We start from the raw sequence: 22,513 nt of genomic DNA, 5'->3' as shown, positions 1-22,513 counted from the left end.
CGGGGGGCGGGGGGAGTAGGTGCGGGCCGGGCCCGTGCCGAGAGCCGCGGCCGGACCCACCCCGGCGGCCCGTACCCAGGCCGGGTCCGCGCCGACAGCCCGGCCCGCGCCGGGAGCCGCACCCGGCCGGCACAGGCCCGCGTCCCGCAAGGACCGTTCACCGTTCGGGGGTCACCAGCACCAGCGGGGTGCCCGCGCAGGGTGTCAGGCGTAGGGCGCCGTGGTGGTGGGTGGACGGCGGGGCGGCGAGGACGGTGGCGAAGTCGGGGCCCTTGGTGAGGGAGCCGGCGAGGTGGCCGGGGTCGGTGGAGGCGGCGACTCGGCCCCGGGCGTTCACCAGGCGTGCGGGGAGCGGCAGTTCCTGGAGCACGGGCAGGACGGCCGCCTCGAAGTGGCGCAGGTAGACGTCGGCGGCGGCCACTCCGACGAAGCGCCCGCCGACGTGGACGGGCGCGGAGAGCGTGAGGCTGTACTCGTCGGAGCAGAGGTAGTCGACGTACGGCCCGGCGACGGCGCGCTGACCGGTCTCGCGGGGCAGCGCGTACCAGTCCCAGTGGGTGTAGTCGGAGTACGCGGAGTGCGCCGGGTCGAGGTCGAGCAGGAGCGGCCGGACGGTGCCGTCGGGCCCGCGCTGCCACCACTCCAGCCAGGCCGGCACGTCGGCGAGGAGGCCGGGCGCGGCGACGAACCCGGCGCCCGAGACGAGGTCCTGGGCCGCGAGCCGGCCGTGCAGGCCGGGGCGGAGGGCTGCCAGGTCGGCGGAGACGGGGGCCCGGCCGGTGCCGCCGGCCGCCGTGAGCAGGGCCGCCGTGTCGGCGCGGGTGGCGGCGACGGCGGCGAACACGTCCTCCAGGGTGTCGCGGACGCGCCGCGCGACGGCGTCGGGCCCGAGAGCGCGGGCCGGGTCAGGGGCGGCGGCCCCCACGGGGTGGGCGAGCCCGGTGCTCCTGGCCATCGGTGTCCTCCTCGGGACGGGGCTCGGGTGCGCGGGTGGGGGGCGCGAGCCGCAGGGCGACCAGCCGGCCCACGGACTCGCGTACGCACCGCTCGGCCAGCATTCTTGCCCGCTCGTCGGCCTCATCCTGCACGGCGGAGATCACGGAGCGGTGACGATCCGCCACACACGCGAGATACGCGGTGTCGTCGAGGACGAGGACGAGCAGGGCGCCCAACTCGGTCTGGAGCGCTATCTCCTCGCGGGTGAGGCGGGCCGACTGGGCGGCGGCGGCCAGCTCGACGTGGAAGCGTCCGTAGAGGCGGCTGCGGGTCGCGGGGTCCTCGGCGGCGGCGAGCTCGTCGACGGTCCGGGTGAGCGGGCGCAGGTCGCCGGGCTGGGTGCGCCGGGCGGCGAGGAGGGCGGCGGCTCCGGAGACGGCGGCCCAGTGGTCGCCGAGGTCGCGCAGCTCCTCCGTGGACCAGTCGGCGAGGCGGGCCCGCAGCCGGTCCTCGGGCGGGCCTTCGGGGAGGGTGACGAAGCTGCCGCCGCCCCGGCCCCGGCGGGTGGTGACGAGTCCCTGCTGGCGCAGGGCCATCAGCGCCTCGCGCAGGGTCACGGTGGAGACGCCCAGCTGGGCCGCGAGCTCGGTCTCGCCGGGGAGTTGCTCGCCGTCGGAGAGGAGTCCGAGCTCTATGGCGTCGCCGAGCCGGCGCACCACGGTGTCGACCCGCGCACGGGTGTCGACGGGGGTGAACACGGTCCTGCGGGCGCTCCCCGGCGCGCCCGCGCCCTGTCTGCCGTCTGGCCTCACGGTGTACCACCTCGCGCGTTGACTCAGCCTTTACCTTAAGGGGGTCTTGAGATTTGAACTATGACTTCATATGTTTACGCCCACGCTCGTCACAACGCGCCACCGCACCAGAAAGGTTCCCGCCCATGGAGGGAATGGCGATCCGGCTCTCAGGACTGCGCAAGAACTACGGCCGCACCGAGGCCGTGGCGGGGGTGGACCTGGAGATCGCCGACGGGGAGTTCTTCTCGATGCTCGGCCCCTCCGGCTCCGGCAAGACGACTGTGCTGCGGATGATCGCCGGGTTCGAGACGCCGAGCGCGGGCACCGTCGAACTGGCCGGCCGGGACGTCACCCGGCTCGCCCCCTTCGAGCGGGACGTCCACACCGTCTTCCAGGACTACGCGCTCTTCCCGCACATGACGGTCGAACAGAACGTGGCCTACAGCCTGAAGGTGCGCAAGGTCGCCAAGGCCGAACGTCTGGTCCGGGCCCGCGCCGCCCTCGCCCAGGTCCGCCTCGAAGGCCTGGGCAGGCGCCGGCCCGGCGAGCTCTCCGGCGGCCAGCGCCAGCGGGTCGCCCTCGCCCGGGCCCTGGTCGGGCGCCCCCGCGTACTGCTCCTCGACGAACCGCTCGGCGCCCTCGACCTCAAGCTGCGCGAGCAGATGCAGGTCGAACTCAAGGCGATCCAGCGGCAGGTCGGTATCACCTTCGTGTTCGTCACCCACGACCAGGAGGAGGCCCTGACGATGAGCGACCGGATCGCCGTCTTCCACCAGGGCCGGATCGAACAGGTCGGCTCCCCCGCCGAGATCTACGAGCGCCCCGCCACCGCGTTCGTCGCCGGCTTCGTCGGCACCTCCAACCTGCTCAGCGGCGCGAGCGCGCGCGCCGTGCTCGGCGCCTCCGGCACGTACAGCATCCGACCCGAGAAGATCCGTGTCGTCCGGGACCCGGCCGCGCCCGCCGAGCCGGGCCACACGGGCGCCGCCGGCACGGTCGCCGAGGTGGTCTACCTGGGCGACGCCACCCGCTTCCTGGTCGACCTCGACGCGGGCGGCCGGCTCACCGCCGTCCAGCAGAACCTGGAGACCTCCTCCGCCGACCTCGCCGCCTTCCGGGGCGCCCGGGTGGGACTCCGCTGGCACCCGCGGCACGCCGTGAGCGTCCCGGCGCCGGTCCCGGCCCCGTCCCCGGCCCCCTCCCCCGAGCCCGGGCGGACGGGGACCCCGACGGGCGGGTCCCTGGCCTAGCGCGGACGGCACGCCCTCCCGCACATCACGCGCCTCTTGCACTCCCGCACATCACGCACCTCCCGCACCCCCGCACCTACCCGCACCCTCACGCAACGGAGAACCCCGTGCGCCTGCACCGCTCGCTCCTGACGGCCGCCGCCGTCTCCGGACTGCTCCTCCTCAGCGCCTGTGGCTCGGCCGACCCGGCCGGTTCCGGGAAGTCCGGCGGTCTCCACCCGCCCGCCCTCAAGGCACCGGTCTCGCTCGGCGCGCCCGAGGGGCAGGTCAACCTGGTCGCCTGGGCCGGGTACGTCGAGGACGGCTCCAACGACCCCAAGGTCGACTGGGTGACGCCGTTCGAGAAGCAGACCGGCTGCCAGGTCAACGCCAAGACCGCCGCGACCTCCGACGAGATGGTCGCGCTGATGAAGACCGGCGCGTACGACGCCGTCTCCGCCTCCGGTGACGCCTCGCTGCGCCTGATCGCCTCCGGCGACGCGGCCCCCGTCAACACGGCGCTCGTGCCGAACTACGCGGACGTCTTCGCCGGGCTGAAGAACAAGGAGTGGAACTCCGTCAAGGGCGTCGCCTACGGCATCCCGCACGGCCGCGGCGCCAACCTCCTGATGTACGACAAGGAGAAGGTCTCCCCCGCACCCGACTCCTGGTCGGCCGTCTTCGACAAGGCGTCCGCGCACAGCGGCAAGGTGACCGCCTACGACTCCCCCATCTACCTGGCCGACGCCGCGCTCTACCTGAAGGCGACGAAGCCGGAGCTCGGCATCGAGAACCCGTACGCGCTCGACCAGAAGCAGTTCGACGCCTCCGTCGAGCTCCTGAAGGCGCAGAACAAGCACGTCGGCGAGTACTGGAGCGACTACCTGAAGGAGGTCTCGGCCTTCAAGAGCGGCGACTCCGTCGTCGGCACCAGCTGGCAGGTGATCGCCAACCTGGCCAAGGCCGAGGGTGCCAAGGTGGAGGCGGTGCTGCCGAAGGAGGGCTCCACCGGCTGGTCCGACACCTGGATGGTGTCCGCCAAGGCCAAGCACCCGTCCTGCGCCTACAAGTGGCTCGACTGGATCGTCTCGCCGAAGGCCAACGCCCAGGTCGCCGAGTACTTCGGCGAGGCGCCCGCCAACGCCGGGTCCTGCGCGCTGACCACGGACAAGGCGCACTGCGCCACCTTCCACGCGAGCGACGAGGCGTACTGGGACCGGGTGCACTTCTGGACCACGCCGATCGAGCAGTGCCTCGACGGGCGTACGGACACGAGGTGCGTGCCGTACGCCAAGTGGGTGCAGGCCTGGAACGAGATCAAGGGCTGACGCCGTCCCATGACCGGCCTCTCCCCTATGTCCACGACGCCCACCACGCGAGCCGCCGGTCCGGTCCGGCGGCTCGCCGGGGCCCTGCACCGCAGGCCCCGGGTCCGGCTCGCCGCGCTGCTCACCGCGCCCCTGCTGTGGCTGGTGCTCGCCTATCTCGGCTCGCTGGCCGCGCTGTTCCTCTCCGCGTTCTGGACCACCGACTCGTTCACCTCCGAGGTGGTGCGGGTCTGGTCGGCGCAGAACTTCCAGGAGCTGGTGTCCTCGCCGGTGTACCGGACGGTCGCCCTGCGGACGGTCGGCGTCGCCCTGGCCGTGACCGCGCTGTGCGCGCTGATCGCCTTCCCGATCGCGTTCTACACGGCCCGCGTGGCGAGCCCCCGCCGACGCCCGCTGCTGGTGGTCGCGATCCTCACCCCGCTGTGGGCCAGCTATCTCGTGAAGGTGTACGCGTGGCGGCTCATCCTCTCCGAGGGCGGGCCGCTCGACTGGGCGCTGCGCCCGCTGGGCCTCAGCGGTCCGGGGTACGGGCTGACCGCCACCGTCATGGTGCTGACCTACCTGTGGCTGCCGTACATGATCCTGCCGGTGCACACGGCCCTGGAGCAGCTCCCGGACAACCTGCTGCACGCCTCGGCCGACCTCGGGGCGCGGGCCGGGCGGACCTTCTTCTCGGTGGTGCTGCCGATGGTGTGGCCGGCGGTGGCGGCGGGGTCGGTGTTCACCTTCTCGCTGAGCCTCGGCGACTACATCAGCGTGCAGGTCGTCGGCGGCAAGACCCAGCTGCTCGGCAACCTCGTCTACTCCAACGTCACGCTGAACCTGCCGCTGGCCGCCGCGCTGGGCACCGTGCCGGTGGCCGTCATCGTGCTCTACCTGCTCGCGGTGCGGCGCACCGGGGCGCTGCGCAGCCTGTGACCGGGCCGCGGCAGCCGAACCTGCGGAAGGACCGCTCCCGATGAACCTCTCCCGTCCCGCGCGGATCGCGCTGCGCACCGCGGCCGGGCTCGGCTTCGCGGTGATCTACCTGCCGCTGCTGCTCGTGCTCCTCGGCTCGCTCAACCCGGACCGCTCGGCGAGCTGGCCGCCGCCCGGGCTCACCCTGGACTGGTGGGCGGCGGCCTGGGACAACAAGGGGGCCCGCGAGGCCCTGTGGACCTCGGTGCGGGCCGGACTCGCGGCGACGGCGATCGCGCTGGTGCTCGGCACCCTCATCGCCTTCGCGGTGCAGCGGCACCGGTTCTTCGGGCGCGAGGCGGTCTCCTTCGCGGTGGTGCTGCCGATCGCGCTGCCCGGCATCGTCACGGGCATCGCGCTGAACTCCGCCTTCGGGACCGTCCTGGCGCCGCTCGGGGTGGGCCTCGGGCTGTTCACGGTGATCGTGGGGCACGCGACCTTCTGCATCGTGGTCGTCTTCAACAACGTGACGGCCCGGCTGCGCCGGCTGCCCGGCTCGTACGAGGAGGCGGCGATGGACCTGGGCGCGCACACCTTCCGTACCTTCTGGGACATCACCTTCCCGCTGCTGCGCTCGGCGCTGCTGGCCGGCGGGCTGCTGGCCTTCGCGCTCTCCTTCGACGAGGTCGTGGTGACCACCTTCACGGCGGGCCCGGGGGTGCGGACCCTGCCGCTGTGGATCTTCGACAACATGACGCGGCCTCAGCAGGCGCCGGTGGTGAACGTGGTGGCGGCGGTGCTGGTGCTGCTGTCGGTGATCCCGATCTACGCGGCGCAGCGGCTGTCCTCGGACACGGCGGGAGGCGGGCGGGTCTGAGCCCCGGTGGCCTGCGGAGGGCCCGGGCTGCCCCGGCACGGGCCAACCCGGCGCGTGCCCCGGCCCAGGCCAACCCAGCCCAGACCGCGCTCCGGGCACAGCGCTGCTAGGTTTCCGGAATGCGGCAATTGCCCTCTTTCGACGTGCGTGGTCTGGCCCGTAAGGCGGTCTCCTTCCGGCCGCTGCGCCGGCGTTCCTCCGGCACGGTCACCCTGCCGGAGGCGGAGGACGCCGGGCGGGAGCGGCTGCGGGAGTTCGCCGCGCTGCTGTGCGCGATCGGGTCGGAGCTGCTGCGCGCCGGGGAGCGGACCGCCGAGGTGGAGGCCGTCGTCCACGACGTCGCCGCCCGGTACGGGATGCGCGCCCGCTGTTTCATCGTGCCGACCGGGCTCTTCGTACGGGTCGGGGGCGGGCCCGACGGACGCGGCGGCGAGCTGGACTTCGCCCCCGTCGAGGGCCCGGACCTGCGCCTCGATCAGGTCGAGGCGCTGCAGTCGCTGGTGGCGCGGCTGCGCGCGGAGGAGCTGCCGTTCGAGGAGGTGTGGGCGGCGCTGCGGGCCGAGCGGGAGCAGCCCGAGCGGTTCAGTCCGGCCACCACGGTCCTCGGGTACGTGCTGCTGACGGTGGGTCTGGGCGTGATGCGGCACGCGACCGTCGCCGCCGTCGTCGGCTACGCGGTCCTCGGCCTCGGGGTCGGTCTGCTGCGCCTGTTCGGGGACCGGCTGCCGGCCGGCCGCTCGGCGCTGCCGGTGGTCACGGCGATCCTGGTCACCGCGGTCTCGCTGCGCTGGGCGGGACCGCTCCTGCACGAGGAGCCCACCCTCCTGTACGTCCCGCCGCTGATCGCCTTCCTGCCGGGCGCGGCGCTCACCCTCGGCGCGATCGAACTGGCCACCGGCGCCGCCCTGTCGGGCATCGCCCGGCTCGCGGTCGCGGTCAACGTCCTGCTGCTGCTCGCGCTCGGCATCCTGGTGGGCACCGAGCTCGTCCACCCCGGGCCGATCGGCAAGCCGCCCTCCGAGGCGCTGGGCGCCTGGGCGCCCTGGGTCGGGGTGCTGCTGCTCGGGTTCGGCTTCCTGCTCTACTTCTCGGCGCAGCCCCGGGTCACCGGCTGGCTGCTCGGCGCCCTGCTCACCGAGCGCCTGGTGCAGTCGGCGGCGAGCGAACTGGGCGGGGTCACGTTCGGCGCGTTCGCGGCGGGCGTGCTGCTGCCCCCCATGGCCTCCTGGATCGCGCGCCGCTCCAGGACCCCCGACCAGGTCGTGTTCCTGCCCTGCTTCTGGCTGCTCGTGCCGGGCGCGGTCGGCCTCACCAGCGTCTCGGAGATCATCGTCGAGGGCGACACCGACGGCGGTCTGTCCAGTCTGGTGAACACCATCGTGACGGTCGCCGCGATCGCCCTGGGCGTCCTGGTCGGCGCCGGGCTCCAGCGCAGGACCCGGCTGCGGGTCGGGGAGCCGGCCCCGGCCGGGCTCCTTGACCCGGATGGCGCAGCGGACGCGACGGATTCCACGCCGGACCGCCCGGCCTGAATCCTTACGGCCAGGGGCCCTCGCCGGTCCCGGCCACCGTCCGTGACCGGCGCCCGCCGGGTGGGGAGCGCCCGTTGCTGTTCCAGTGGACGGGAACTGCCCGGAAGTCGACGCATCTGGACGGCACTCCATGACCATGTCCCCCTTCGGATCCTTCGGCGGCTCAGACCCGTTCGGCGGCTCCGACCACTTCAACGACCTGCTCAACCGCTTCTTCGGCATGTCCCCCTCGGCCTCTCCCCCGGCCGTGCAGCGGGTGCCGATCGGCCGGCTGCTCACCGACTCCGCCCGTGACCTCCTCGGCCGGGCCACCACCAGGGCCGCCGAGGACGGCAGCGCCGACCTGGACACCGAGCACCTGCTGTGGGCGTGCACCCAGGTCGAACCGGCCCGTGGGCTGCTGGCGCGCGCCGGGGCCGACCCCGACGAACTGGGCAAGGCCGTCGCCCAGGTGCTGCCGGGCGAGAGCGGCGTGCCGTCCGCCGAGCCGGGACTCACGCCGGCCGCCAAGCGGGTGCTGCTGCGCGCCTACGAACGGTCCCAGGAGTCGGGGGTGTCGTACATCGGTCCCGAGCACATCCTCGGCGCCCTGCTCGACAGCCCCTCCTCGGCCGCGGCGAAGCTGCTCGGCTCGTACGGCACGGACGTCGGGGCGCTGCGTTCCACCGCCGACCGGCAGGCCCGTGCCGAGGCCCCGCCGACGGCGAAGCCGGAGTCGGCCACGCCGACCCTGGACGAGTACGGGCGGGACCTCACGGAGGAGGCCCGGGCGGGCAAGCTGGACCCGGTCGTCGGGCGGGCCGACGAGATCGAGCAGACCGTGGAGATCCTCTCCCGCCGTTCGAAGAACAACCCGGTGCTCATCGGCGAGCCGGGCGTCGGCAAGACGGCCATCGTCGAGGGCCTGGCGCAGCGGATCGTGGCGGGCGAGGTGCCGCGCACCCTGGAGGGCAAGCGGGTCGTGGCCCTCGACCTGTCGGGCCTGCTCGCCGGGGCGCAGTACCGCGGCCAGTTCGAGGAGCGGCTGAAGAACGTCATCGACGAGGTGAAGGAGGCCGCCGACTCGACGGTCCTGTTCATCGACGAACTGCACACCGTGGTCGGCGCGGGCGCCACCGGCGAGGGTTCGATGGACGCGGGCAACATGCTCAAGCCGGCCCTCGCGCGCGGTGAACTGCACGTCGTCGGCGCGACGACGATCGACGAGTACCGGCGGTACGTGGAGAAGGACGCGGCGCTGGAGCGGCGCTTCCAGCCGGTGCTGATCCCGGAGCCGACCGTCGAGGAGACCATCGGCATCCTGGAGGGCCTGCGGGACCGATACGAGGCCCACCACCAGGTGCGCTACGGCGACGACGCCCTCGCGGCGGCGGCCGAGCTCTCCGACCGCTACGTGCGGGACCGTTTCCTGCCCGACAAGGCGATCGACCTCATGGACCACACCGGCGCCCGCGTGCGGCTGCGCTCGCTCGGCCGGTCCACCGAGGCCGTCGCCCGCGAGGACCGACTGGCCAAGCTGCGCCGGGAGAAGGACGAGGCGGTGGCGGCGGAGGACTTCGAGCGCGCCAACGGCCTCAAGCAGGACATCGCCCGGGTCGAGGGCGAGCTCGCGGGCATCGAGGAACGCCGCGAGGGGGTGCTGGAGGTGACGCCCGCCGACATCGCCGAGGTGCTGTCCCGGCGCACCGGCATCCCCGTGACGCAGATGACCGAGAACGAGAAGGAGCGGCTCCTCAAGCTGGAGGACGCCCTGCACAGCCGGGTGGTCGGCCAGGACGAGGCGGTCGTGGCGATCGCCCAGGCCGTGCGCCGCAACCGGGCCGGCATGGGCGACCCGAAGCGTCCCGTGGGCTCCTTCCTCTTCCTCGGCCCGACGGGCGTCGGCAAGACGGAGCTGGCCAAGGCGCTGGCGGAGCTGCTGTTCGGCGAGGAGGACCGGCTGATCCGCTTCGACATGAGCGAGTTCCAGGAGAAGCACACCGTGTCCCGGCTGGTCGGCGCGCCGCCCGGATACGTCGGTCACGAGGAGGCCGGGCAGCTCACCGAGAAGGTGCGCCGCCAGCCGTACAGCGTGCTGCTCTTCGACGAGGTGGAGAAGGCGCACCCCGACGTCTTCAACACGCTGCTCCAGGTCCTGGACGACGGCCGGCTGACCGACGCGCAGGGCCGCACGGTCGACTTCCGCCACTGCGTGGTCATCATGACCTCGAACATCGGCGCCCAGCGGATCCTCGCCCACCACGGCGACGTGTCGGAGATCCGCGAGGACCTCAAGCAGGACCTGCGGGACTACTTCCGGCCCGAGTTCCTCAACCGGATCGACGAGACGATCATCTTCCACGGTCTCGGCGAGGCGGACCTGTCGCGGATCTTCGACCTGCTGATCGACCAGAGCAAGCGGCGGGTGAAGGCGCAGGGCCTGGACCTGGAGGTGACGGAGGCGGCGAAGAAGCTGCTCGTCGCGCACGGGCACCAGCCGGAGTTCGGCGCCCGCCCGCTGCGCCGCACGATCCAGACGGAGCTGGACAACCGGATCGCCTCGCTGCTGCTGGGCGGGGAGGCCGACCCGGGGGACACGATCGTCGCGGACGTCGAGAACGACGCGCTGGTGTGCCGGATCGAGACGCCGGAGCCGGCGGCGGCGGACGCCTAGCCGGCCGTACGGCCGCGCGTGGACCCGTACGGACCCGCCCCGCTTGCGGTGGGTCCGTACCGGGCGACGGTCGGAGCCGCGACGGGGCCCTCACTGCTGCCCCTTGGACCATTCCAGGGTGACCTTCAGGTTCGCGCTCGCGGTGCCCTGGACGACGAGCGCGGTGAGCTTGCCCGCCTGCACACCGAGCTGGCAGCCGAACTCGACCACCGCCCGGTCGGGCGCGGCCTGGTGCAGCGCGTCGCCGAGCTGCCCCGCGAAGGAGGACAGGGCGGCGGTGACCCCCGACAGGTCGGGCAGCCGGTCCTGGAAGCCCTCCAGATCGTCGGCCCCGCGCTCCGGGGTGAGCGTCTCCGCCTCCACGTACAGCACGCCGTCGGCGAGTTCGACCTTGGTCAGCTCTGTCATCGTCACTCCTCGGTACGGGGTGGACCGCCGGTGCGGGCTCAGAGGGCGGGCAGCAGTGCCCCGGAGGCGTGCCCGGCATCGGGGGTCCCGGGTCCGAGGGCACTGCCCCGGCGCCACTCGGCCCAGCTGAGGTTCCAGTCTCCGTACCCGTTGTCGAAGGGGCTCATCGGCTCGCCGTAGGCGTTGACCACCCGGACGAGGTCGCCCTCGCGGACCGTGTCGAAGAACCAGGCCGCGTCCTCGGTGCTCATGCCGGTGCAGCCGTGGCTGACGTCCTCGCTGCCCTGCGCGTCCAGCGACCAGGGGGCGGCGTGCAGGTACTCGCCGCTCCACGTCACCCGGGTGGCCCAGCGGACCTTGAGGTCGTAGAAGTCCTTGCTGCCGCGGGTGATGCCGATGGAGTCGCCGCGCATGCGGACGGTGGCCTCCTTGCCGAGGACGACCTTGATGCCGCCCCGGGTGCGGTAGCCCTCCTTGCCGGTGGTGACCGGGATGGTGCGGATCACCCGGCCGTCGCGGAAGACGGTCAGGGTGTGCGCGGTGACGTCCGTGACGGCCTCGACGTGGTCACCGGTGGTGAGGGTGAGCGGTGCGGAGGGGCCGCCGTACAGCCCGTCGGAGACCCGGACCCCGTCGAGGGCGCTGTGGACGCGGATGGTGGCGTGGGCGGGCCAGTAGGCGCGCGGCCGGTAGTGGAGGGTGGTGGGGCCGACCCAGTGCCAGGCTCCGTCGACCCGGGGGGTGGACCGGACGTCGAGGGCCCGCTCGACGGAGCGCCGGGCCTCGGGGTCGGTGGCGGGCACGGGGTGGCTGAGTTCGGCGGTGAGCGGCTGGCCCACGCCGTACGTCCCGTCGTCGGGGCCGCCCTCCCGGACGGGGCCGAGTTCGGCGGTGAGGCGTTCGCCCTTGGGGGCCGATCCGGTGCGCAGGTCGAGCCGGGCGCGCCGGCGGCGGAAGCGGCCCTCGTCGCTGCGCTCGACGACGAGGCGGGCGGTGTAGCGGGCGTCGGCGGGGAGCGGCGCCGTGCTGGTCCATTGGCCGCCGTCCGCGCTCAGGGCTCCGGCGACGCGGTGTCCCTTGTGGTCGGTGACGGTGACGTCGGCGAGCCGTCCAGGGGTGCGGAGGCCGAGGGCGAGGGGGCCGAGGGCGGTGCGCCCGTCGAGGGCGACCGGGGGGCCGGGGGCGTCGAGGAGGAGGGTGCGGCGGGGGACGGAGCACAGGCCGCCGTCGTCGACGGGGCAGGCGTCGACCGAGACCAGGAGGGGGGTCGCCCGGACGTCGGGGGCGCCGACGGCCGGCGGCTGGGCCGCGTTGACGGCGAGGACGGCTCCTGCCGCGAGGGAGAGCGCACCCCACCCCTTGAAGCTGCTGCGTGACGCCACGTCGGGCACCCACCCCTTCTCACCTGCGCCGATCCGGTCCGACGGGTGCATCAAAACCGATCCGGGGCCGAAAAGATGATCACCTGACCGGGCGTGGCGCGGGAGAGGCCCGCGAGACGACTCGAAAGCACCAACGGGGACGGGCGCGGGGATCAGCGGGGCGTCGTCGCGGTGGGGGCGAAGGGTGCGCCGTGGCCGGGGACGACGAGGACGGGGCCGAGGGCGAGGACGGTCCGGCGTGAGGCGTGCAGGGCCTCGGGGTCGGTCGCATAGGGGTCCTCGGGCGGGCCGTCGGCCGACCACCAGAGGTGGGTGAGGACGACGAGTCCTTCCGCGGTGTCGACGAGGGTGCTGATGTCCTCCGGGGTGTGCCCGGGGGTGGCGGCGAGCCGGATCGAGGGCGACAGCGCGAAGCCGTCGGCGGGGCGGTCGGTCCACAGGTCGTCCTGGTAGATCGCCCAGTGGTCGTGGTAGCGGGCGGCGGGGAAGAGGGCCGCGTTGAGCGTGTGGTCGGGGTGGTGGTGGCTGAACACGACGTCGGTGACCTGCTCGGGGGTCACACCGGCGGCGGCGAGCGGCGCCAGGATGAGGGCGCGGTCGGCGACCATGCCGGGGTCGACCACGACGACCGCGTCCCCGTCACGGAGCAGGGTGACGGTGGAGGCGGTACGCGGGCCGACATAGCCGGCGGTCAGGACGGTCACGGTGGCGGTCATGCGCGCACGGTAGCGCGTCACGCTGGGCCGTTCGGGGGAATTACGCAGGACCCACGGCCTCGGGGCGCGCCGGCGTGACGATGAGGCGGTGAGGCGGTGAGGCGGTGAGGCGGGTGCCCCGGGCTCAGCGCGGCACCTCCGGCAGTTCCTCGCCCGTCTCCAGGAGCGACTTCAGGCTGGAGATCAGGGCGGGCCAGCCCTCACCCACCAGGCCGCGGATCGTGCCGTCGGGCTCCAGGTCGTCGTGGACGACGGTGAGTTTCACCATGTCCCCGGCGGGCTCGATCCCGAAGGTCACCTTCGAGCGGCGCTCCGCGGCGAGGCGGGCGTAGGTCTCCGGGTCGATCCGGACGGCCTCCGCCCAGGCGGGGGTGAAGGTGTGCCAGGTATAGGCGAGGCGCCGGCCGGGCTCGGCCGCGAGGACCACCTGCTCGGCGTCACCGGTCCTGCGGCCGTTCTCGTCCCAGACCATGGTGGAACCGGCGGCCCAGTCGGTCTCGAAGGCCACGCCCCAGTAGCGGCGGGTGAGCTCGGGCTCGGTCAGCGCCTTCCACAGCTCGTCGGGTGTGGTGCGGATGTACGTCGTGTAGACGAACGCGTTGCTGTCCATCGGGGCTTGCTCCATTGCGGACTTCGGGTCGGCGGGGGGCGTTGACCGGGGCGGCCTTCGGATAGTGCAGCTTCTCCCGCCACCGGCCGCGTCGCACCGCGACGGGCAGCCATTCGGCCGCACGTCAGCGGAGTGCGGCGGCCACGAGCCCGTCGTTCTCCTCGCGCACCGCGCCCCCGCGTCCACCCGCTCGCCGTACCCTTGGGCAACGCCCGGCCCCGTGCCGCCCCTTCGGGGCGCCGCCCCGCAGGCGATCCCGCGCCACGCCGAACCGGACCCCGCCCCTCACCAGGGCTTTCACGGGTGAATAGGTGCGGAGGAAACTATTGAACGAACTGCTACTTTGTCCGAATGTCTCTCAAGCACGCGGTCCTCGCGGCCCTTTTGGAGGGCGAGGCGTCCGGATACGACCTGGCCAAGCTCTTCGACGTGTCCGTGGCCAACTTCTGGGCGGCCACGCCGCAGCAGCTCTACCGGGAGCTGGACCGGCTGTCCGAGGCCGGCCTGATCGCGGCCCGCGTGGTGCAGCAGGAACGGCGCCCCAACAAGCGCATGTTCACCCTCACCGAGGCGGGCCGCCAGGACCTCGTCGCCTACACCTCGCACCCGCCGAAGCCGACCGCGGTCCGCGACGAGCTCATGGTGCAGGTGCAGGCCTGCGACGAGGGCGACACGGCGGCGGTGCGGCAGCACGTGCGGGGGCGGATGGAGTGGGCCCGCGGCAAGATCGCGCGCTACGAGCGGCTGCGGGAGTGGCTGCTCGACGGACGCGACGAGGAGACCTACCTGCGCGAGGCGGAACGGGTCGGCCCGTACCTCACGCTGATGCGCGGCCGGGCCTTCGAGGAGGAGAACGTGCGCTGGGGCGAGCGGGTCCTGGCGGTCCTCGCCGAGCGCGAGGCCTCGTCCCGGGTGCGCCAGGCCCGGTGACGTCCGCGGCTACCGTGCGGTAGCGTCGCTGCGCATGAACGTCGGTGACATCGTCGAGGACTTCACTCTTCCGGATGAAACGGGGACGCCCCGCTCCCTCTCGGGCCTGCTGGCCGAGGGGCCGGTCGTCCTCTTCTTCTACCCGGCCGCCCTCACCCCGGGGTGCACGGCCGAGGCCTGCCACTTCCGCGACCTGGCGGGCGAGTTCCGCGCGGTCGGGGCCGGGCCGGTCGGCATCAGCACGGACGAGGTGGAGCGGCAGCAGGAGTTCGCCGCACGCCACTCGCTCGGCTATCCCCTGCTCTCCGACCCCTCGGGGGCCGTCCGGGAACGTTTCGGGGTGAAGCGGGGCTTCTCGCTGGCGCCCACGAAGCGGGTCACGTTCGTGATCGACCAGGACCGGAAGGTGCTGGAGGTCGTGCGCAGCGAGCTGCGGATGAGCGCGCACGCGGACCGCGCGCTGGCGGCGCTCCGGGCGCGCGGGCACTGATCGCCCGCGCGCCACGCCTCAGACGCCGAGCAGCTTGGCCTTCGCCGCCGTGAACTCCTCCGGGGTCAGCAGCCCCTGCTGGGCGAGCTCGCCGAGCCGGGTCAACTGGTCGATCACGGAGGGCTGAGCCGCCGGTGCCGGCTGCGGTGGCAGTGCGGCCGACTGGGCCTGAAAGGCTGCTTGTTGGGCCTGTTGGGCCTGTTGGGCTTGCTGGGCCTGTTGCGCCTGGAGGTCGGCGATGGCCTGTTCCTGGTCCTGCTCGCGGCGGGAGCCGCGCGCGGCGCTGCGGCCCGCCGCGTAGGCGGCACCGCCGACGAGCGCGCCGCGCAGCAGCGGGGCTCCGGCGGGCCGGACGACCGGGCGGACGAGGGGGCGACGGCGCATGAACATCCCGGTCAGCTCCTCACGGGCGAGACGGCCGCGGCGACGGCCTCGCGGTAGGCGGCGTGCGCCTGCTCGACGAACGCGTGCGGGACGGGCACCCGTCCGGCGACGTGCCCGCCGGCCGCCCGGACGGCCTCGGCGGCCTGGGCCGCCCAGACGTGCTCGACGAGCAACATGAGGGCGCAGGAGCCGGGTTCGAGGGTCTGGGCCACCTCGGCGGCGTCCTCCGGCCCGAGCAGGTTGGCCTCGGGCCCGATCTCGGCGGCGGCGTCCTCGTACTCCTCGTACTCGGCGAGTTCGGAGCTGGAGACCTCTCCGGCGGCCGACTTGGTGACGACGAGCGAGTCGATGAGCCGCACCTGGCCCGCCTTGCGCAGTTCGGCGAGGGCCGTGACCGCCGGAACCTTGAGCCGCTCCCCGGGAAAGGCGAGCACCAGACATTCCACCGGTCCCATGGGACTCCCTCGTGTTCGTGTGCCGTTCGGGCGCGCCCGCCCATCCGAACACGGCCCCGACGGGGGCGCATCCCGGGACATCCACGACATGCGGGACCGCGTGGGGTCGATCAGACTCGCTTTCACGTCAGGCCGTTCGAGGTCGACGGGAAACGGAGTGCAGGCATGGACGACTACCCTCTGCTCAACCTCTTCTGGACCATGCTCTGGTTCTTCCTCTGGATCATGTGGCTCTTCCTGCTGTTCAAGGTCATCACGGACATCTTCCGCGACCACGAACTGGGCGGCTGGGGCAAGGCCGGCTGGCTGATCCTCTGCATCCTGTTGCCCTACCTGGGCGTGCTGATCTACGTCATCGCACGCGGCAAGGGGATGGGGAAGCGCGACCTCAAGCAGGCCCAGGCGAGCGAGGCGGCCTTCCAGGACTACATCCGCAAGACCGCGGGCAGCTCGCCGGGCGGCGGCTCGGGCGGCAGCGTGGACGAACTGGCGCGCCTGTCGGAGCTGAAGGACAAGGGAGCCATCACGGACGAGGAGTTCGAGAAGGCGAAGGCCAAGGTCCTGTCCTGAGCGCACCGAACGGCGAGGAGCACGAGCCGCCCGCGGAACTCTCCCGCTCCCTGCTGCGCGCGGCGAGCGCGCAGCCGGGGCGGCTGCCGGAGCTCCTCGCCGACTTCGCGACCCGCCGGCTGGGCCACGGGGCCGGCCGGACGGTGGAGCGGCTGCGCGCGGAGCACCCCGACGAGACGCCGGACGGGCTGCGCGCCAGGATCGTGGCGCGCGGCAGCCGGGCGGCGACGTCGGAGGGCGCGTTCGTGGGCGGGCCGTTCCTGGTGTTCATCCCGGTCGCGTTCTGCGCGGCGCTCCTCTCGCAGGCGCGGATGATGCTGGAGCTGGCGGCCCTCGAAGGCCGGGATCCGGCCGACGACGAGCGGACCGCCGAGCTGCTGGTCCTCCAGGGGGTGTACGAGGACACCGACGCCGCTCGGGCCGGGCTGGCCGCCCCGCAGGCCCCGGCCGCACCACGGCCGGGGCGGTTCGCCGCCCTGTGGGAACTGGTCATGCGGATGGCGCGGCTGCTCGGGCTCGTCACCCCTTCGGGCGGCGGGACCCGGCTGCTCGTGCGGATCGGCCAGTGGGCGCTGGTCGGCGCGGTGTTCCTGGTCGGTCTCGTGGCCCCGCTGGTCTGGCTGCCGTACCTGGCGTACTCGTACTACCGCGGCACGGCCCGGGTCGCGGACCGGGCGACGCTCTTCTACGCCGGCGCGCGGCTTCCGCGCCGGAGCGGGCGGCTGTCCCCCGCGGTGGTGGCGGCCTCGGTGCGTGCCGGGCTGTCCCTGCTCGTTCCGCTGGTGGCGCTCCTGGTGGTCGCGTTCACGGACACGCGGATCGCCGACCGGCAGTGGCCGGTCCTCGGCGTCACGCTCTTCACGGCGTCGATGGCGGTCGGCGGCTGGTGGGTGTGGCGGCACCATGGGCGGCACGACCGAAAGCCACCCCCTTAATACGCATAGGGAATACGCCTTTGATACGGTCGTTCCGTGCGGTTGACCAAATTCACCGACCTGGCGCTGCGTGCCGTGATGCGTCTGGCGGTCTCCGGGCAGGACGACACCCCCACCACGCGGGAGGTGGCGGATTCCATGGCCGTCCCCTACGCCCACATGGCGAAGGTGGTCACGCGCCTCCAGCACCTCGGCGTGGTCGAGGCGCGGCGCGGCCGGGGCGGCGGGCTGACGCTGACCGATCTCGGCCGGCGCTCCTCGGTGGGCTGGCTGGCCCGGACGTTGGAGGGTGAGGAGGAGGTCGTCGCCTGCGAGGGCGATCCGCCCTGCCCGCTGCGTACGGCATGCCGGCTGCGCGGCGCGCTGCGCGAGGCGCAGGACGCCTTCTACCGCACCCTCGACCCCATCACCGTCGCGGAACTGGTCGAGTCCCCCACCGGACCGGTACTGGTCGCCCTGTCCGTGCACCGCTCCGCCGACTGACGGTCCCCCCGCACGCCACGCGGGGTTTCCGCACCGCTTTAAATACGCAGATCATCTACCAGATATGGAGTCGTCATGCTGTCCGAGCAGGCCACCCCGGTCGTCCGAGCCACCCTCCCCGTCGTCGGCGGAGCGCTCGACGAGATCACCGAACGGTTCTACGCGGGGCTGTTCACCGCCCACCCCGAGCTGCTGCGGGACCTCTTCAACCGCGGCAACCAGGCCACCGGCGACCAGCGCAAGGCCCTGGCCGGCTCGATAGCCGCCTTCGCCGGGGCCCTGCTCGCGCAGCCCGACGCCCGCCCGGACGTGATGCTCTCCCGGATCGCCCACAAGCACGCCTCGCTGGGCGTCACCTCCGCGCAGTACAAGGTGGTCCACGAGCACCTCTTCGCCGCCATCGTGTCCGTGCTCGGCGACGCCGTGACCCCCGAGGTCGCGCGCGCCTGGGACGAGGTCTACTGGCTGATGGCCAACGCCCTGATCGCCATCGAGGCCCGCCTCTACCAGGAGCAGGGCGTGGCGGAGGGCCAGGTGTGGCAGCCGATGGAGATCGCCGAGCGCCGCACCGAGACCCCAGACACCGTCTCCCTCGTGCTGCGCCACGTCGACGGGCGTCCGACCGGCGGCTTCCGGCCCGGCCAGTACGTCAGCGTCCAGGTCGCGCTCCCGGACGGCGCCCGGCAGATCCGTCAGTACAGCCTCTCCACCGCGCCCGGCCGACCCGAATGGCGGATCACCGTCAAGCGCGTCGAGGGCGACCCGGCCGGCGAGGTCTCCTCGTGGCTGCACGAGCGGGCCGCCGTCGGGGACCGGGTCACCGTGTCGGCCCCCTTCGGCGACCTCGTCCTGCCCGAGGGCGACGGACCGCTGCTGCTGGCCTCCGCGGGCATCGGCTCGACGCCCATGCTGGCGATGCTCGACCATCTCGTGACCACCGGTTCCCAGCGCCCGGTGACCGTGGTCCACGCCGACCGCACGCCCGGGAGCCACGCGCACCGGGAGGAGCTGCGCCGCCTCGTCGACGCGCTGCCGCAGGGCTCGCTGCACCTCTGGTACGAGGAGCCGGGCACCGAGGAGGCCGGGCGCGGCCGGGCCCAGGTCTCGACGCTGGAGCTGCCGGAGGACGTCACGGCGTACCTCTGCGGCCCGCTGCCCTTCATGCGGGCGGTGCGCGGCGATCTGCTCGCCCGCGGCATCGCCCCGGCGGCCGTCCACTACGAGGTGTTCGGGCCCGACCTGTGGCTGGGCACCGAGAGCTGACCGCTCGCATGGCCTGCAATCCGATGGGCCATGGCGTTTCGGTCCGGGATATTGCATAGTGATGCCGCTAAATCACCTCATGATCAGTGGCAGGAGCGGGCGTATGGGCACGACGCGGCAGGCGGTTCACGGACTCGCCCTGGACATCGGCAGCTCCCGCACCCGGGTGTGGGCGCCGGGGGCGGGGGTCCTCGCGGACGTGCCCAGCGGACCGGTACGGCGCGGGCGCGTCACGGACGCCACCCCGCACCAGCGGCTGCTCCGCGAGGTGGCGGACTCGGCGTTCGGCGGCGCGATGGACGAGGCCGTGGTGATGCTCTGCCACCCGGTCCTCGCCGGCCCGGCGGAACGCGAGGAGACCCGCCGGATGGTGGCCGGGCTCGGTGCCGCGCGCGTCGTCTCGGTGAACAGCGCCCGGGCCGCGGCCGCCTACGCGGGGCCTTCGGGCGGCGGTCCGCTGCTCGTGGTCGACCTGGGGGCGGAGCTCACCGAGGTGACCCTCCTCGTCGACGGCGCGGTCCAGGACGCCCGGCTGGCCGAGGTCGGCCTCGACGACCTCGACGAGGCGGGCGGCTCGGCGGAGACCGTGGTGCGCACGGCCGCGGAGATGGTGCGGGACCTGTGGCGGCGGGACTCCACGGGCGCGGTCCGCGGGGCCCTGGGCCGGGGTGCCCTCGTCACCGGCGGCGGCGCGCTGCGTCTCGACCTGACGAGCCGCCTCGCCCTGAACCTCGGTGTCCGGCTGCGCCTGGCGAACGACCCGGCCACGAGCACCGTACGGGGCGCGGGCCTGCTGCTCTCCTCGGCCCTGCGGCACCCGGGCGTGCGCTGACCGCCCGCCCGGCCTGCGCGCCCCCGCCTTTCCGGCACCTCCGGTGGGGCGGGGGCGCGCGCCCGGGACGGGAGAGCGAGGCAGCGGTCGCCGAGACAGTCGACGACCGGCTCTGTTCGGCGGCTTCGGCGGCCTTGAGGTACCGGTCCCGCTCCAGTCGCATGGCGCCGACGGGCGGTCCGGACGGGCCGGGGCGGACGGTGGCGCAGCCGGCCAGAAGGAGGGCGGCGGCGGCCGTCACGAGTGCGCGGCGAGTTCCATGACGCAAGGTGTTCCCCCTGGTGGCGGGCCTGATCGGCGTGCTCCGGCGGCGTGGTCGCCGCCGTTCGTGGCGATCAATGCCCGGCCCCGGACCGGCCATGCGAGAGGTCAGCGCGACTCACTCGAAGGGGTCGTACGCGCCCGGAGCGCGCGCCCGTCGGAGGCGGTGTGCTCGGAGCGTGCGGTGCCTACGACAAAGCCCCGGTTGGACGGGGGATTCCAACCGGGGCTGTTTGCCGTGACGTCAAGAAGGGCGGCCGCCACATCGGGGGGGACCTAGGGCGCCGGACCCCTTCACCGTCACATACTGATGAACGGTAAACCTTCACCCATTGTTCCGGGGTGTCCCCTGTGCCGCATGTGAGTCACCTCACCCGTTTTGGCCCCCGTGTCGCCTCCGGGCGGGTCAGTCGTCCTTCTCGGGGCGGTAGACGGCGCCGGGCTCGGCCTTTCCGGGGGCGAGCAGCTGCGGCACCGTGACGAAGGTGTAGCCCTGGCGCTTCAGCTCGTCGATGATCCCGGGCACGGCGGGGACGGTGCCGTCGTAGATGTCGTGGAGCAGGATGATCCCGTCCCGGTGCGCCTGCTCCAGGACCCGCTTGCGAATGAGCGCGGAGTCGGTGGTGGAGTAGTCCTTGGCGGTGATGCTCCACAGGATCTGGGCGAGACCGAGCTCGCGGCTCACCTCGGCGACGGTCTCGTCGGTGCGGCCCTGCGGCGGGCGCATGAGAGTGGGCTTGCGGCCGGTGATCTTCGCTATCGCGTCCTGCGTGCGCGAGAGCTCCTCGCGGACCTGGGAGGCGTCCAGGTCGGTGAGGATCTCGTGGGACCAGGTGTGGTTGGCGACCTCGTGGCCCTCGTCCGAGATCCGCTTGACGACCTCGGGGTAGCGGTCGACATGCTTCCTGCCGAGGAGGAAGAACGTCGCCGGGACCTTCTTCTCCTTGAGCACGTCGAGCAGGTGGGGCGTGTCCTTGCCCGGGCCCGCGTCGAAGGTCAGTGCGATGCACTTGACCTTGTCGCAGTCCACACCGCCGGCCTTCGCCGCGCCCTTGAGCTCCGCCGTGGCGCCACCGCGCGCGTCACCGGGGGTGACCGTGTCGGCGGAGCAGCCGGCGAGGGTGAGGACCAACGAGGCCGCGGCCAGGAGGGCGACGGCCGGCCCCCGGCGACGGCCCGACGTGGTTCGGAACATGATCAACCCGCTTTCCCCGATGATGGTTCGAGTGCCGGGGCCCGCGCTGGTCACGGCGAGGCCCTGCGGCACAGCCAGAACTCTACACACGGTGTATAGCTGCCCGGTCGAGGGGGTCCTCCCTGCTCCGGGCGGGTCCGCGCCCCTTCGGGCACACCACTGCCCCGAGCGGCGCTCGTCCGCTCCGCCCGGGGGTTCGGGGGATCACGGGGTCATGGAGTCATCGCGTCATCGCGTCATCGCGTCGCAGGACCGTCGGGCCCTCTGGTTCATCGGGAGGCGAGGAGGATCCGCGCCTCGGTCTCCTGGTCGCCGGAGACGGCCTGCAGGGACTGGATGGCGAAGTTCCGCGCCAGTACCTTCTCGACCTCGCCGACGGCTTGGTATCCGCCGGTGAGGGTGGCGCCGACCATGGAGCTCAGCCTTACCGGCGGGGTCTCCTCGTGCCGGCCGCCCGCGGTGTCGAAGGTGGCCATCCAGACGGTGGGGGCGGGCCCGGTGGCCGCCTTGGGGCCCGGCGCCGTGGTGTCCTCGACCTGGTAGGTGTGGTCGAGGACCTCGAAGACGGCCTGGGCGTCCTCCCGGCAGCAGTCGCTCAGCTGCACGGTGACATCGGTGTCGATGTGCAAGTCGTACACGTCGCTCATCTCCTCCTGTCCCGGTCTCCAGCATGCCTCCCGGCAGGGCATACCGCGAGGTTCGTGCCACGGTGGAGGGGCGGACACGGGAGGACACGTGGCGGGAGCACCGGAGGGACCGACCGGGCCGGCCGGGCCGGCGGGACCGGACGGACCGGACGGACCGGCGAGACCGAACGGACCGAGCGGACCGAGCGGACCGGCGGGACCGGCGCGCTCGGACCGTGACGGGCTGGTCCACGGGCGCGACGAGACGCCCGAGGAGCAGGCCGACCGACGCTGGGGCGAGCTGATGCAGGAGATCCGCGTCGTCCAGACGGGCGTGCAGATCCTCTTCGGCTTCCTCCTCACGGTCGTGTTCACCCCCCGCTTCACGGAGATCTCCGACACCGACCGGACGATCTACGTGGTCACCGTCTCGCTCTCCGCCGCCGCGATCGGCGCGCTGATCGGCCCGGTCTCCTTCCACCGGATGATCGCCGGACGGCGGCTCAAGCCCCGGGCGGTGGTCTGGGCCTCCCGGCTGATCCTCATCGGCCTCGTGCTGCTCCTCGCCACCCTCACCACCGCGCTGCTGCTGGTGCTCCGGGTGGCGACCAGGGGCGCGTACGTGCCCTGGCTCGTCGGGAGCCTGTTCACCTGGTACCTGCTGTGCTGGTTCGTCCTGCCGCTCTGGGTACGGCGCCGTCACACGGCGGACCGCGACTGACCACCC

General features: G+C 73.2%; 24 protein-coding genes. 14 read left to right on the top strand and 10 right to left on the bottom strand.

The features are described 5' to 3' along the window. Positions 1-157: 157 nt before the first annotated feature. Together AB0Q96_RS36940 and AB0Q96_RS36935 are read right to left on the bottom strand one after the other, a co-directional pair. Positions 158-955 carry a cache domain-containing protein gene (locus tag AB0Q96_RS36940; RefSeq protein WP_365333345.1) on the bottom strand — a complete coding sequence of 266 codons (798 nt, stop codon included), beginning with the start codon at positions 953-955 and terminating at the stop codon, positions 158-160. Further along, entirely contained in the window at positions 906-1,748 is an 843-nt protein-coding gene (locus AB0Q96_RS36935; protein WP_365333343.1) for a GntR family transcriptional regulator, read from the bottom strand. Before AB0Q96_RS36935 ends, AB0Q96_RS36940 begins: the two co-directional genes overlap by 50 nt. 125 nt (positions 1,749-1,873) lie before the next feature. On the opposite strand from AB0Q96_RS36935, the gene AB0Q96_RS36930 reads away from it, so the two are divergent. The 6 genes from AB0Q96_RS36930 (at position 1,874) to AB0Q96_RS36905 (ending at position 10,246) form a co-directional block, all read left to right on the top strand. After that, positions 1,874-2,980 (top strand): ABC transporter ATP-binding protein, encoded by a 1,107-nt coding sequence (locus AB0Q96_RS36930; RefSeq protein ID WP_365333341.1) that lies wholly within the window; start codon positions 1,874-1,876, stop codon positions 2,978-2,980. 107 nt (positions 2,981-3,087) lie between these two features. Beyond that, entirely contained in the window at positions 3,088-4,287 is a 1,200-nt protein-coding gene (locus AB0Q96_RS36925; RefSeq protein WP_365333339.1) for an ABC transporter substrate-binding protein, read from the top strand. 27 nt (positions 4,288-4,314) lie between these two features. Continuing rightward, positions 4,315-5,205: an ABC transporter permease gene (locus AB0Q96_RS36920; protein WP_365333337.1), complete on the top strand. Its 891-nt coding sequence runs from the start codon at positions 4,315-4,317 to the stop codon at positions 5,203-5,205. 40 nt (positions 5,206-5,245) lie between these two features. Then, positions 5,246-6,061 carry an ABC transporter permease gene (locus AB0Q96_RS36915; RefSeq protein WP_365333335.1) on the top strand — a complete coding sequence of 272 codons (816 nt, stop codon included), beginning with the start codon at positions 5,246-5,248 and terminating at the stop codon, positions 6,059-6,061. Positions 6,062-6,180: 119 nt separating this feature from the next. Continuing rightward, positions 6,181-7,593, top strand: a complete 1,413-nt coding sequence (locus AB0Q96_RS36910) for a threonine/serine exporter family protein (RefSeq protein ID WP_365333333.1) — start codon at positions 6,181-6,183, stop codon at positions 7,591-7,593. 130 nt (positions 7,594-7,723) lie between these two features. Next, positions 7,724-10,246 carry an ATP-dependent Clp protease ATP-binding subunit gene (locus AB0Q96_RS36905; RefSeq protein ID WP_365333331.1) on the top strand — a complete coding sequence of 841 codons (2,523 nt, stop codon included), beginning with the start codon at positions 7,724-7,726 and terminating at the stop codon, positions 10,244-10,246. A gap of 90 nt (positions 10,247-10,336) precedes the next feature. Here AB0Q96_RS36905 and AB0Q96_RS36900 read toward each other — a convergent pair whose 3' ends face one another. From AB0Q96_RS36900 to AB0Q96_RS36885, 4 genes are all read right to left on the bottom strand, one after another. After that, positions 10,337-10,654 (bottom strand): CU044_2847 family protein, encoded by a 318-nt coding sequence (locus tag AB0Q96_RS36900; protein ID WP_365333329.1) that lies wholly within the window; start codon positions 10,652-10,654, stop codon positions 10,337-10,339. Between the two features lie 38 nt (positions 10,655-10,692). After that, complete coding sequence (locus AB0Q96_RS36895) at positions 10,693-12,036, bottom strand: Ig-like domain-containing protein (protein WP_365333327.1); 1,344 nt, start codon at positions 12,034-12,036, stop codon at positions 10,693-10,695. A gap of 152 nt (positions 12,037-12,188) precedes the next feature. Next, positions 12,189-12,752, bottom strand: a complete 564-nt coding sequence (locus tag AB0Q96_RS36890) for an MBL fold metallo-hydrolase (RefSeq protein ID WP_365333325.1) — start codon at positions 12,750-12,752, stop codon at positions 12,189-12,191. 124 nt (positions 12,753-12,876) lie between these two features. Then, entirely contained in the window at positions 12,877-13,362 is a 486-nt protein-coding gene (locus tag AB0Q96_RS36885; protein ID WP_365333323.1) for an SRPBCC family protein, read from the bottom strand. Positions 13,363-13,713: 351 nt separating this feature from the next. Here AB0Q96_RS36885 and AB0Q96_RS36880 point away from each other — a divergent pair, with 351 nt between their 5' ends. Then, on the top strand, positions 13,714-14,292 hold the full coding sequence (locus tag AB0Q96_RS36880; RefSeq protein WP_365333321.1) for a PadR family transcriptional regulator: 579 nt from the start codon (positions 13,714-13,716) through the stop codon (positions 14,290-14,292). Positions 14,293-14,326: 34 nt separating this feature from the next. Further along, positions 14,327-14,782, top strand: coding sequence for a peroxiredoxin (locus tag AB0Q96_RS36875; protein ID WP_365333318.1), 456 nt, complete (start codon positions 14,327-14,329; stop codon positions 14,780-14,782). Between the two features lie 18 nt (positions 14,783-14,800). Here the strand turns inward: AB0Q96_RS36875 and AB0Q96_RS36870 are convergent, their stop codons facing one another. After that, the gene (locus tag AB0Q96_RS36870; RefSeq protein WP_365333315.1) at positions 14,801-15,172 is read right to left on the bottom strand and encodes an SHOCT domain-containing protein; all 372 of its coding nucleotides are present in this window, start codon (positions 15,170-15,172) and stop codon (positions 14,801-14,803) included. Positions 15,173-15,177: 5 nt separating this feature from the next. Beyond that, positions 15,178-15,621 (bottom strand): DUF6325 family protein, encoded by a 444-nt coding sequence (locus tag AB0Q96_RS36865; RefSeq protein ID WP_365333313.1) that lies wholly within the window; start codon positions 15,619-15,621, stop codon positions 15,178-15,180. A gap of 165 nt (positions 15,622-15,786) precedes the next feature. On the opposite strand from AB0Q96_RS36865, the gene AB0Q96_RS36860 reads away from it, so the two are divergent. The 5 genes from AB0Q96_RS36860 to AB0Q96_RS36840 all read left to right on the top strand — a co-directional run bounded on the left by AB0Q96_RS36860 (position 15,787) and on the right by AB0Q96_RS36840 (position 19,704). Continuing rightward, positions 15,787-16,191, top strand: a complete 405-nt coding sequence (locus AB0Q96_RS36860; protein ID WP_365333311.1) for an SHOCT domain-containing protein — start codon at positions 15,787-15,789, stop codon at positions 16,189-16,191. A gap of 143 nt (positions 16,192-16,334) precedes the next feature. Next, on the top strand, positions 16,335-17,126 hold the full coding sequence (locus tag AB0Q96_RS36855) for a hypothetical protein (protein WP_365333309.1): 792 nt from the start codon (positions 16,335-16,337) through the stop codon (positions 17,124-17,126). Between the two features lie 36 nt (positions 17,127-17,162). Continuing rightward, the gene (locus tag AB0Q96_RS36850; RefSeq protein WP_365333307.1) at positions 17,163-17,609 is read left to right on the top strand and encodes an Rrf2 family transcriptional regulator; all 447 of its coding nucleotides are present in this window, start codon (positions 17,163-17,165) and stop codon (positions 17,607-17,609) included. Positions 17,610-17,684: 75 nt separating this feature from the next. Further along, positions 17,685-18,872, top strand: coding sequence for a globin domain-containing protein (locus AB0Q96_RS36845; protein ID WP_365333305.1), 1,188 nt, complete (start codon positions 17,685-17,687; stop codon positions 18,870-18,872). A 103-nt stretch (positions 18,873-18,975) separates the two neighbouring features. Then, positions 18,976-19,704: a rod shape-determining protein gene (locus AB0Q96_RS36840; protein ID WP_365333303.1), complete on the top strand. Its 729-nt coding sequence runs from the start codon at positions 18,976-18,978 to the stop codon at positions 19,702-19,704. A gap of 667 nt (positions 19,705-20,371) precedes the next feature. On the opposite strand, the gene AB0Q96_RS36835 is transcribed toward AB0Q96_RS36840, so the two are convergent. After that, a complete protein-coding gene (locus tag AB0Q96_RS36835) occupies positions 20,372-21,160 on the bottom strand; it encodes a polysaccharide deacetylase family protein (RefSeq protein ID WP_365333301.1) in 789 nt (262 codons plus the stop codon). A 269-nt stretch (positions 21,161-21,429) separates the two neighbouring features. After that, positions 21,430-21,807 carry a hypothetical protein gene (locus tag AB0Q96_RS36830; RefSeq protein ID WP_365333299.1) on the bottom strand — a complete coding sequence of 126 codons (378 nt, stop codon included), beginning with the start codon at positions 21,805-21,807 and terminating at the stop codon, positions 21,430-21,432. 223 nt (positions 21,808-22,030) lie between these two features. On the opposite strand from AB0Q96_RS36830, the gene AB0Q96_RS36825 reads away from it, so the two are divergent. Then, on the top strand, positions 22,031-22,507 hold the full coding sequence (locus tag AB0Q96_RS36825) for a DUF6328 family protein (protein WP_365333355.1): 477 nt from the start codon (positions 22,031-22,033) through the stop codon (positions 22,505-22,507). The last annotated feature ends 6 nt before the right edge of the window (positions 22,508-22,513 follow it).

Source organism: Streptomyces sp. NPDC093111 (assembly GCF_040683955.1).
In the GTDB taxonomy this organism is placed as follows: domain Bacteria; phylum Actinomycetota; class Actinomycetes; order Streptomycetales; family Streptomycetaceae; genus Streptomyces.
This window is presented reverse-complemented; position numbering and strand designations above follow the sequence as displayed.

What these genes read in the sequence shown, in the direction of transcription:
- AB0Q96_RS36940 (WP_365333345.1), bottom strand. Translation starts at nt 955, where the DNA reads ATGGCCAGGAGCACCGGGCTCGCCCACCCCGTGGGGGCCGCCGCCCCT.
- AB0Q96_RS36930 (WP_365333341.1), top strand. Translation starts at nt 1,874, where the DNA reads ATGGAGGGAATGGCGATCCGGCTCTCAGGACTGCGCAAGAACTACGGC.
- AB0Q96_RS36920 (WP_365333337.1), top strand. Translation starts at nt 4,315, where the DNA reads ATGTCCACGACGCCCACCACGCGAGCCGCCGGTCCGGTCCGGCGGCTC.
- AB0Q96_RS36915 (WP_365333335.1), top strand. Translation starts at nt 5,246, where the DNA reads ATGAACCTCTCCCGTCCCGCGCGGATCGCGCTGCGCACCGCGGCCGGG.
- AB0Q96_RS36910 (WP_365333333.1), top strand. Translation starts at nt 6,181, where the DNA reads ATGCGGCAATTGCCCTCTTTCGACGTGCGTGGTCTGGCCCGTAAGGCG.
- AB0Q96_RS36905 (WP_365333331.1), top strand. Translation starts at nt 7,724, where the DNA reads ATGACCATGTCCCCCTTCGGATCCTTCGGCGGCTCAGACCCGTTCGGC.
- AB0Q96_RS36900 (WP_365333329.1), bottom strand. Translation starts at nt 10,654, where the DNA reads ATGACAGAGCTGACCAAGGTCGAACTCGCCGACGGCGTGCTGTACGTG.
- AB0Q96_RS36890 (WP_365333325.1), bottom strand. Translation starts at nt 12,752, where the DNA reads ATGACCGCCACCGTGACCGTCCTGACCGCCGGCTATGTCGGCCCGCGT.
- AB0Q96_RS36885 (WP_365333323.1), bottom strand. Translation starts at nt 13,362, where the DNA reads ATGGACAGCAACGCGTTCGTCTACACGACGTACATCCGCACCACACCC.
- AB0Q96_RS36880 (WP_365333321.1), top strand. Translation starts at nt 13,714, where the DNA reads ATGTCTCTCAAGCACGCGGTCCTCGCGGCCCTTTTGGAGGGCGAGGCG.
- AB0Q96_RS36875 (WP_365333318.1), top strand. Translation starts at nt 14,327, where the DNA reads ATGAACGTCGGTGACATCGTCGAGGACTTCACTCTTCCGGATGAAACG.
- AB0Q96_RS36870 (WP_365333315.1), bottom strand. Translation starts at nt 15,172, where the DNA reads ATGTTCATGCGCCGTCGCCCCCTCGTCCGCCCGGTCGTCCGGCCCGCC.
- AB0Q96_RS36865 (WP_365333313.1), bottom strand. Translation starts at nt 15,621, where the DNA reads ATGGGACCGGTGGAATGTCTGGTGCTCGCCTTTCCCGGGGAGCGGCTC.
- AB0Q96_RS36860 (WP_365333311.1), top strand. Translation starts at nt 15,787, where the DNA reads ATGGACGACTACCCTCTGCTCAACCTCTTCTGGACCATGCTCTGGTTC.
- AB0Q96_RS36845 (WP_365333305.1), top strand. Translation starts at nt 17,685, where the DNA reads ATGCTGTCCGAGCAGGCCACCCCGGTCGTCCGAGCCACCCTCCCCGTC.
- AB0Q96_RS36840 (WP_365333303.1), top strand. Translation starts at nt 18,976, where the DNA reads ATGGGCACGACGCGGCAGGCGGTTCACGGACTCGCCCTGGACATCGGC.
- AB0Q96_RS36835 (WP_365333301.1), bottom strand. Translation starts at nt 21,160, where the DNA reads ATGTTCCGAACCACGTCGGGCCGTCGCCGGGGGCCGGCCGTCGCCCTC.
- AB0Q96_RS36830 (WP_365333299.1), bottom strand. Translation starts at nt 21,807, where the DNA reads ATGAGCGACGTGTACGACTTGCACATCGACACCGATGTCACCGTGCAG.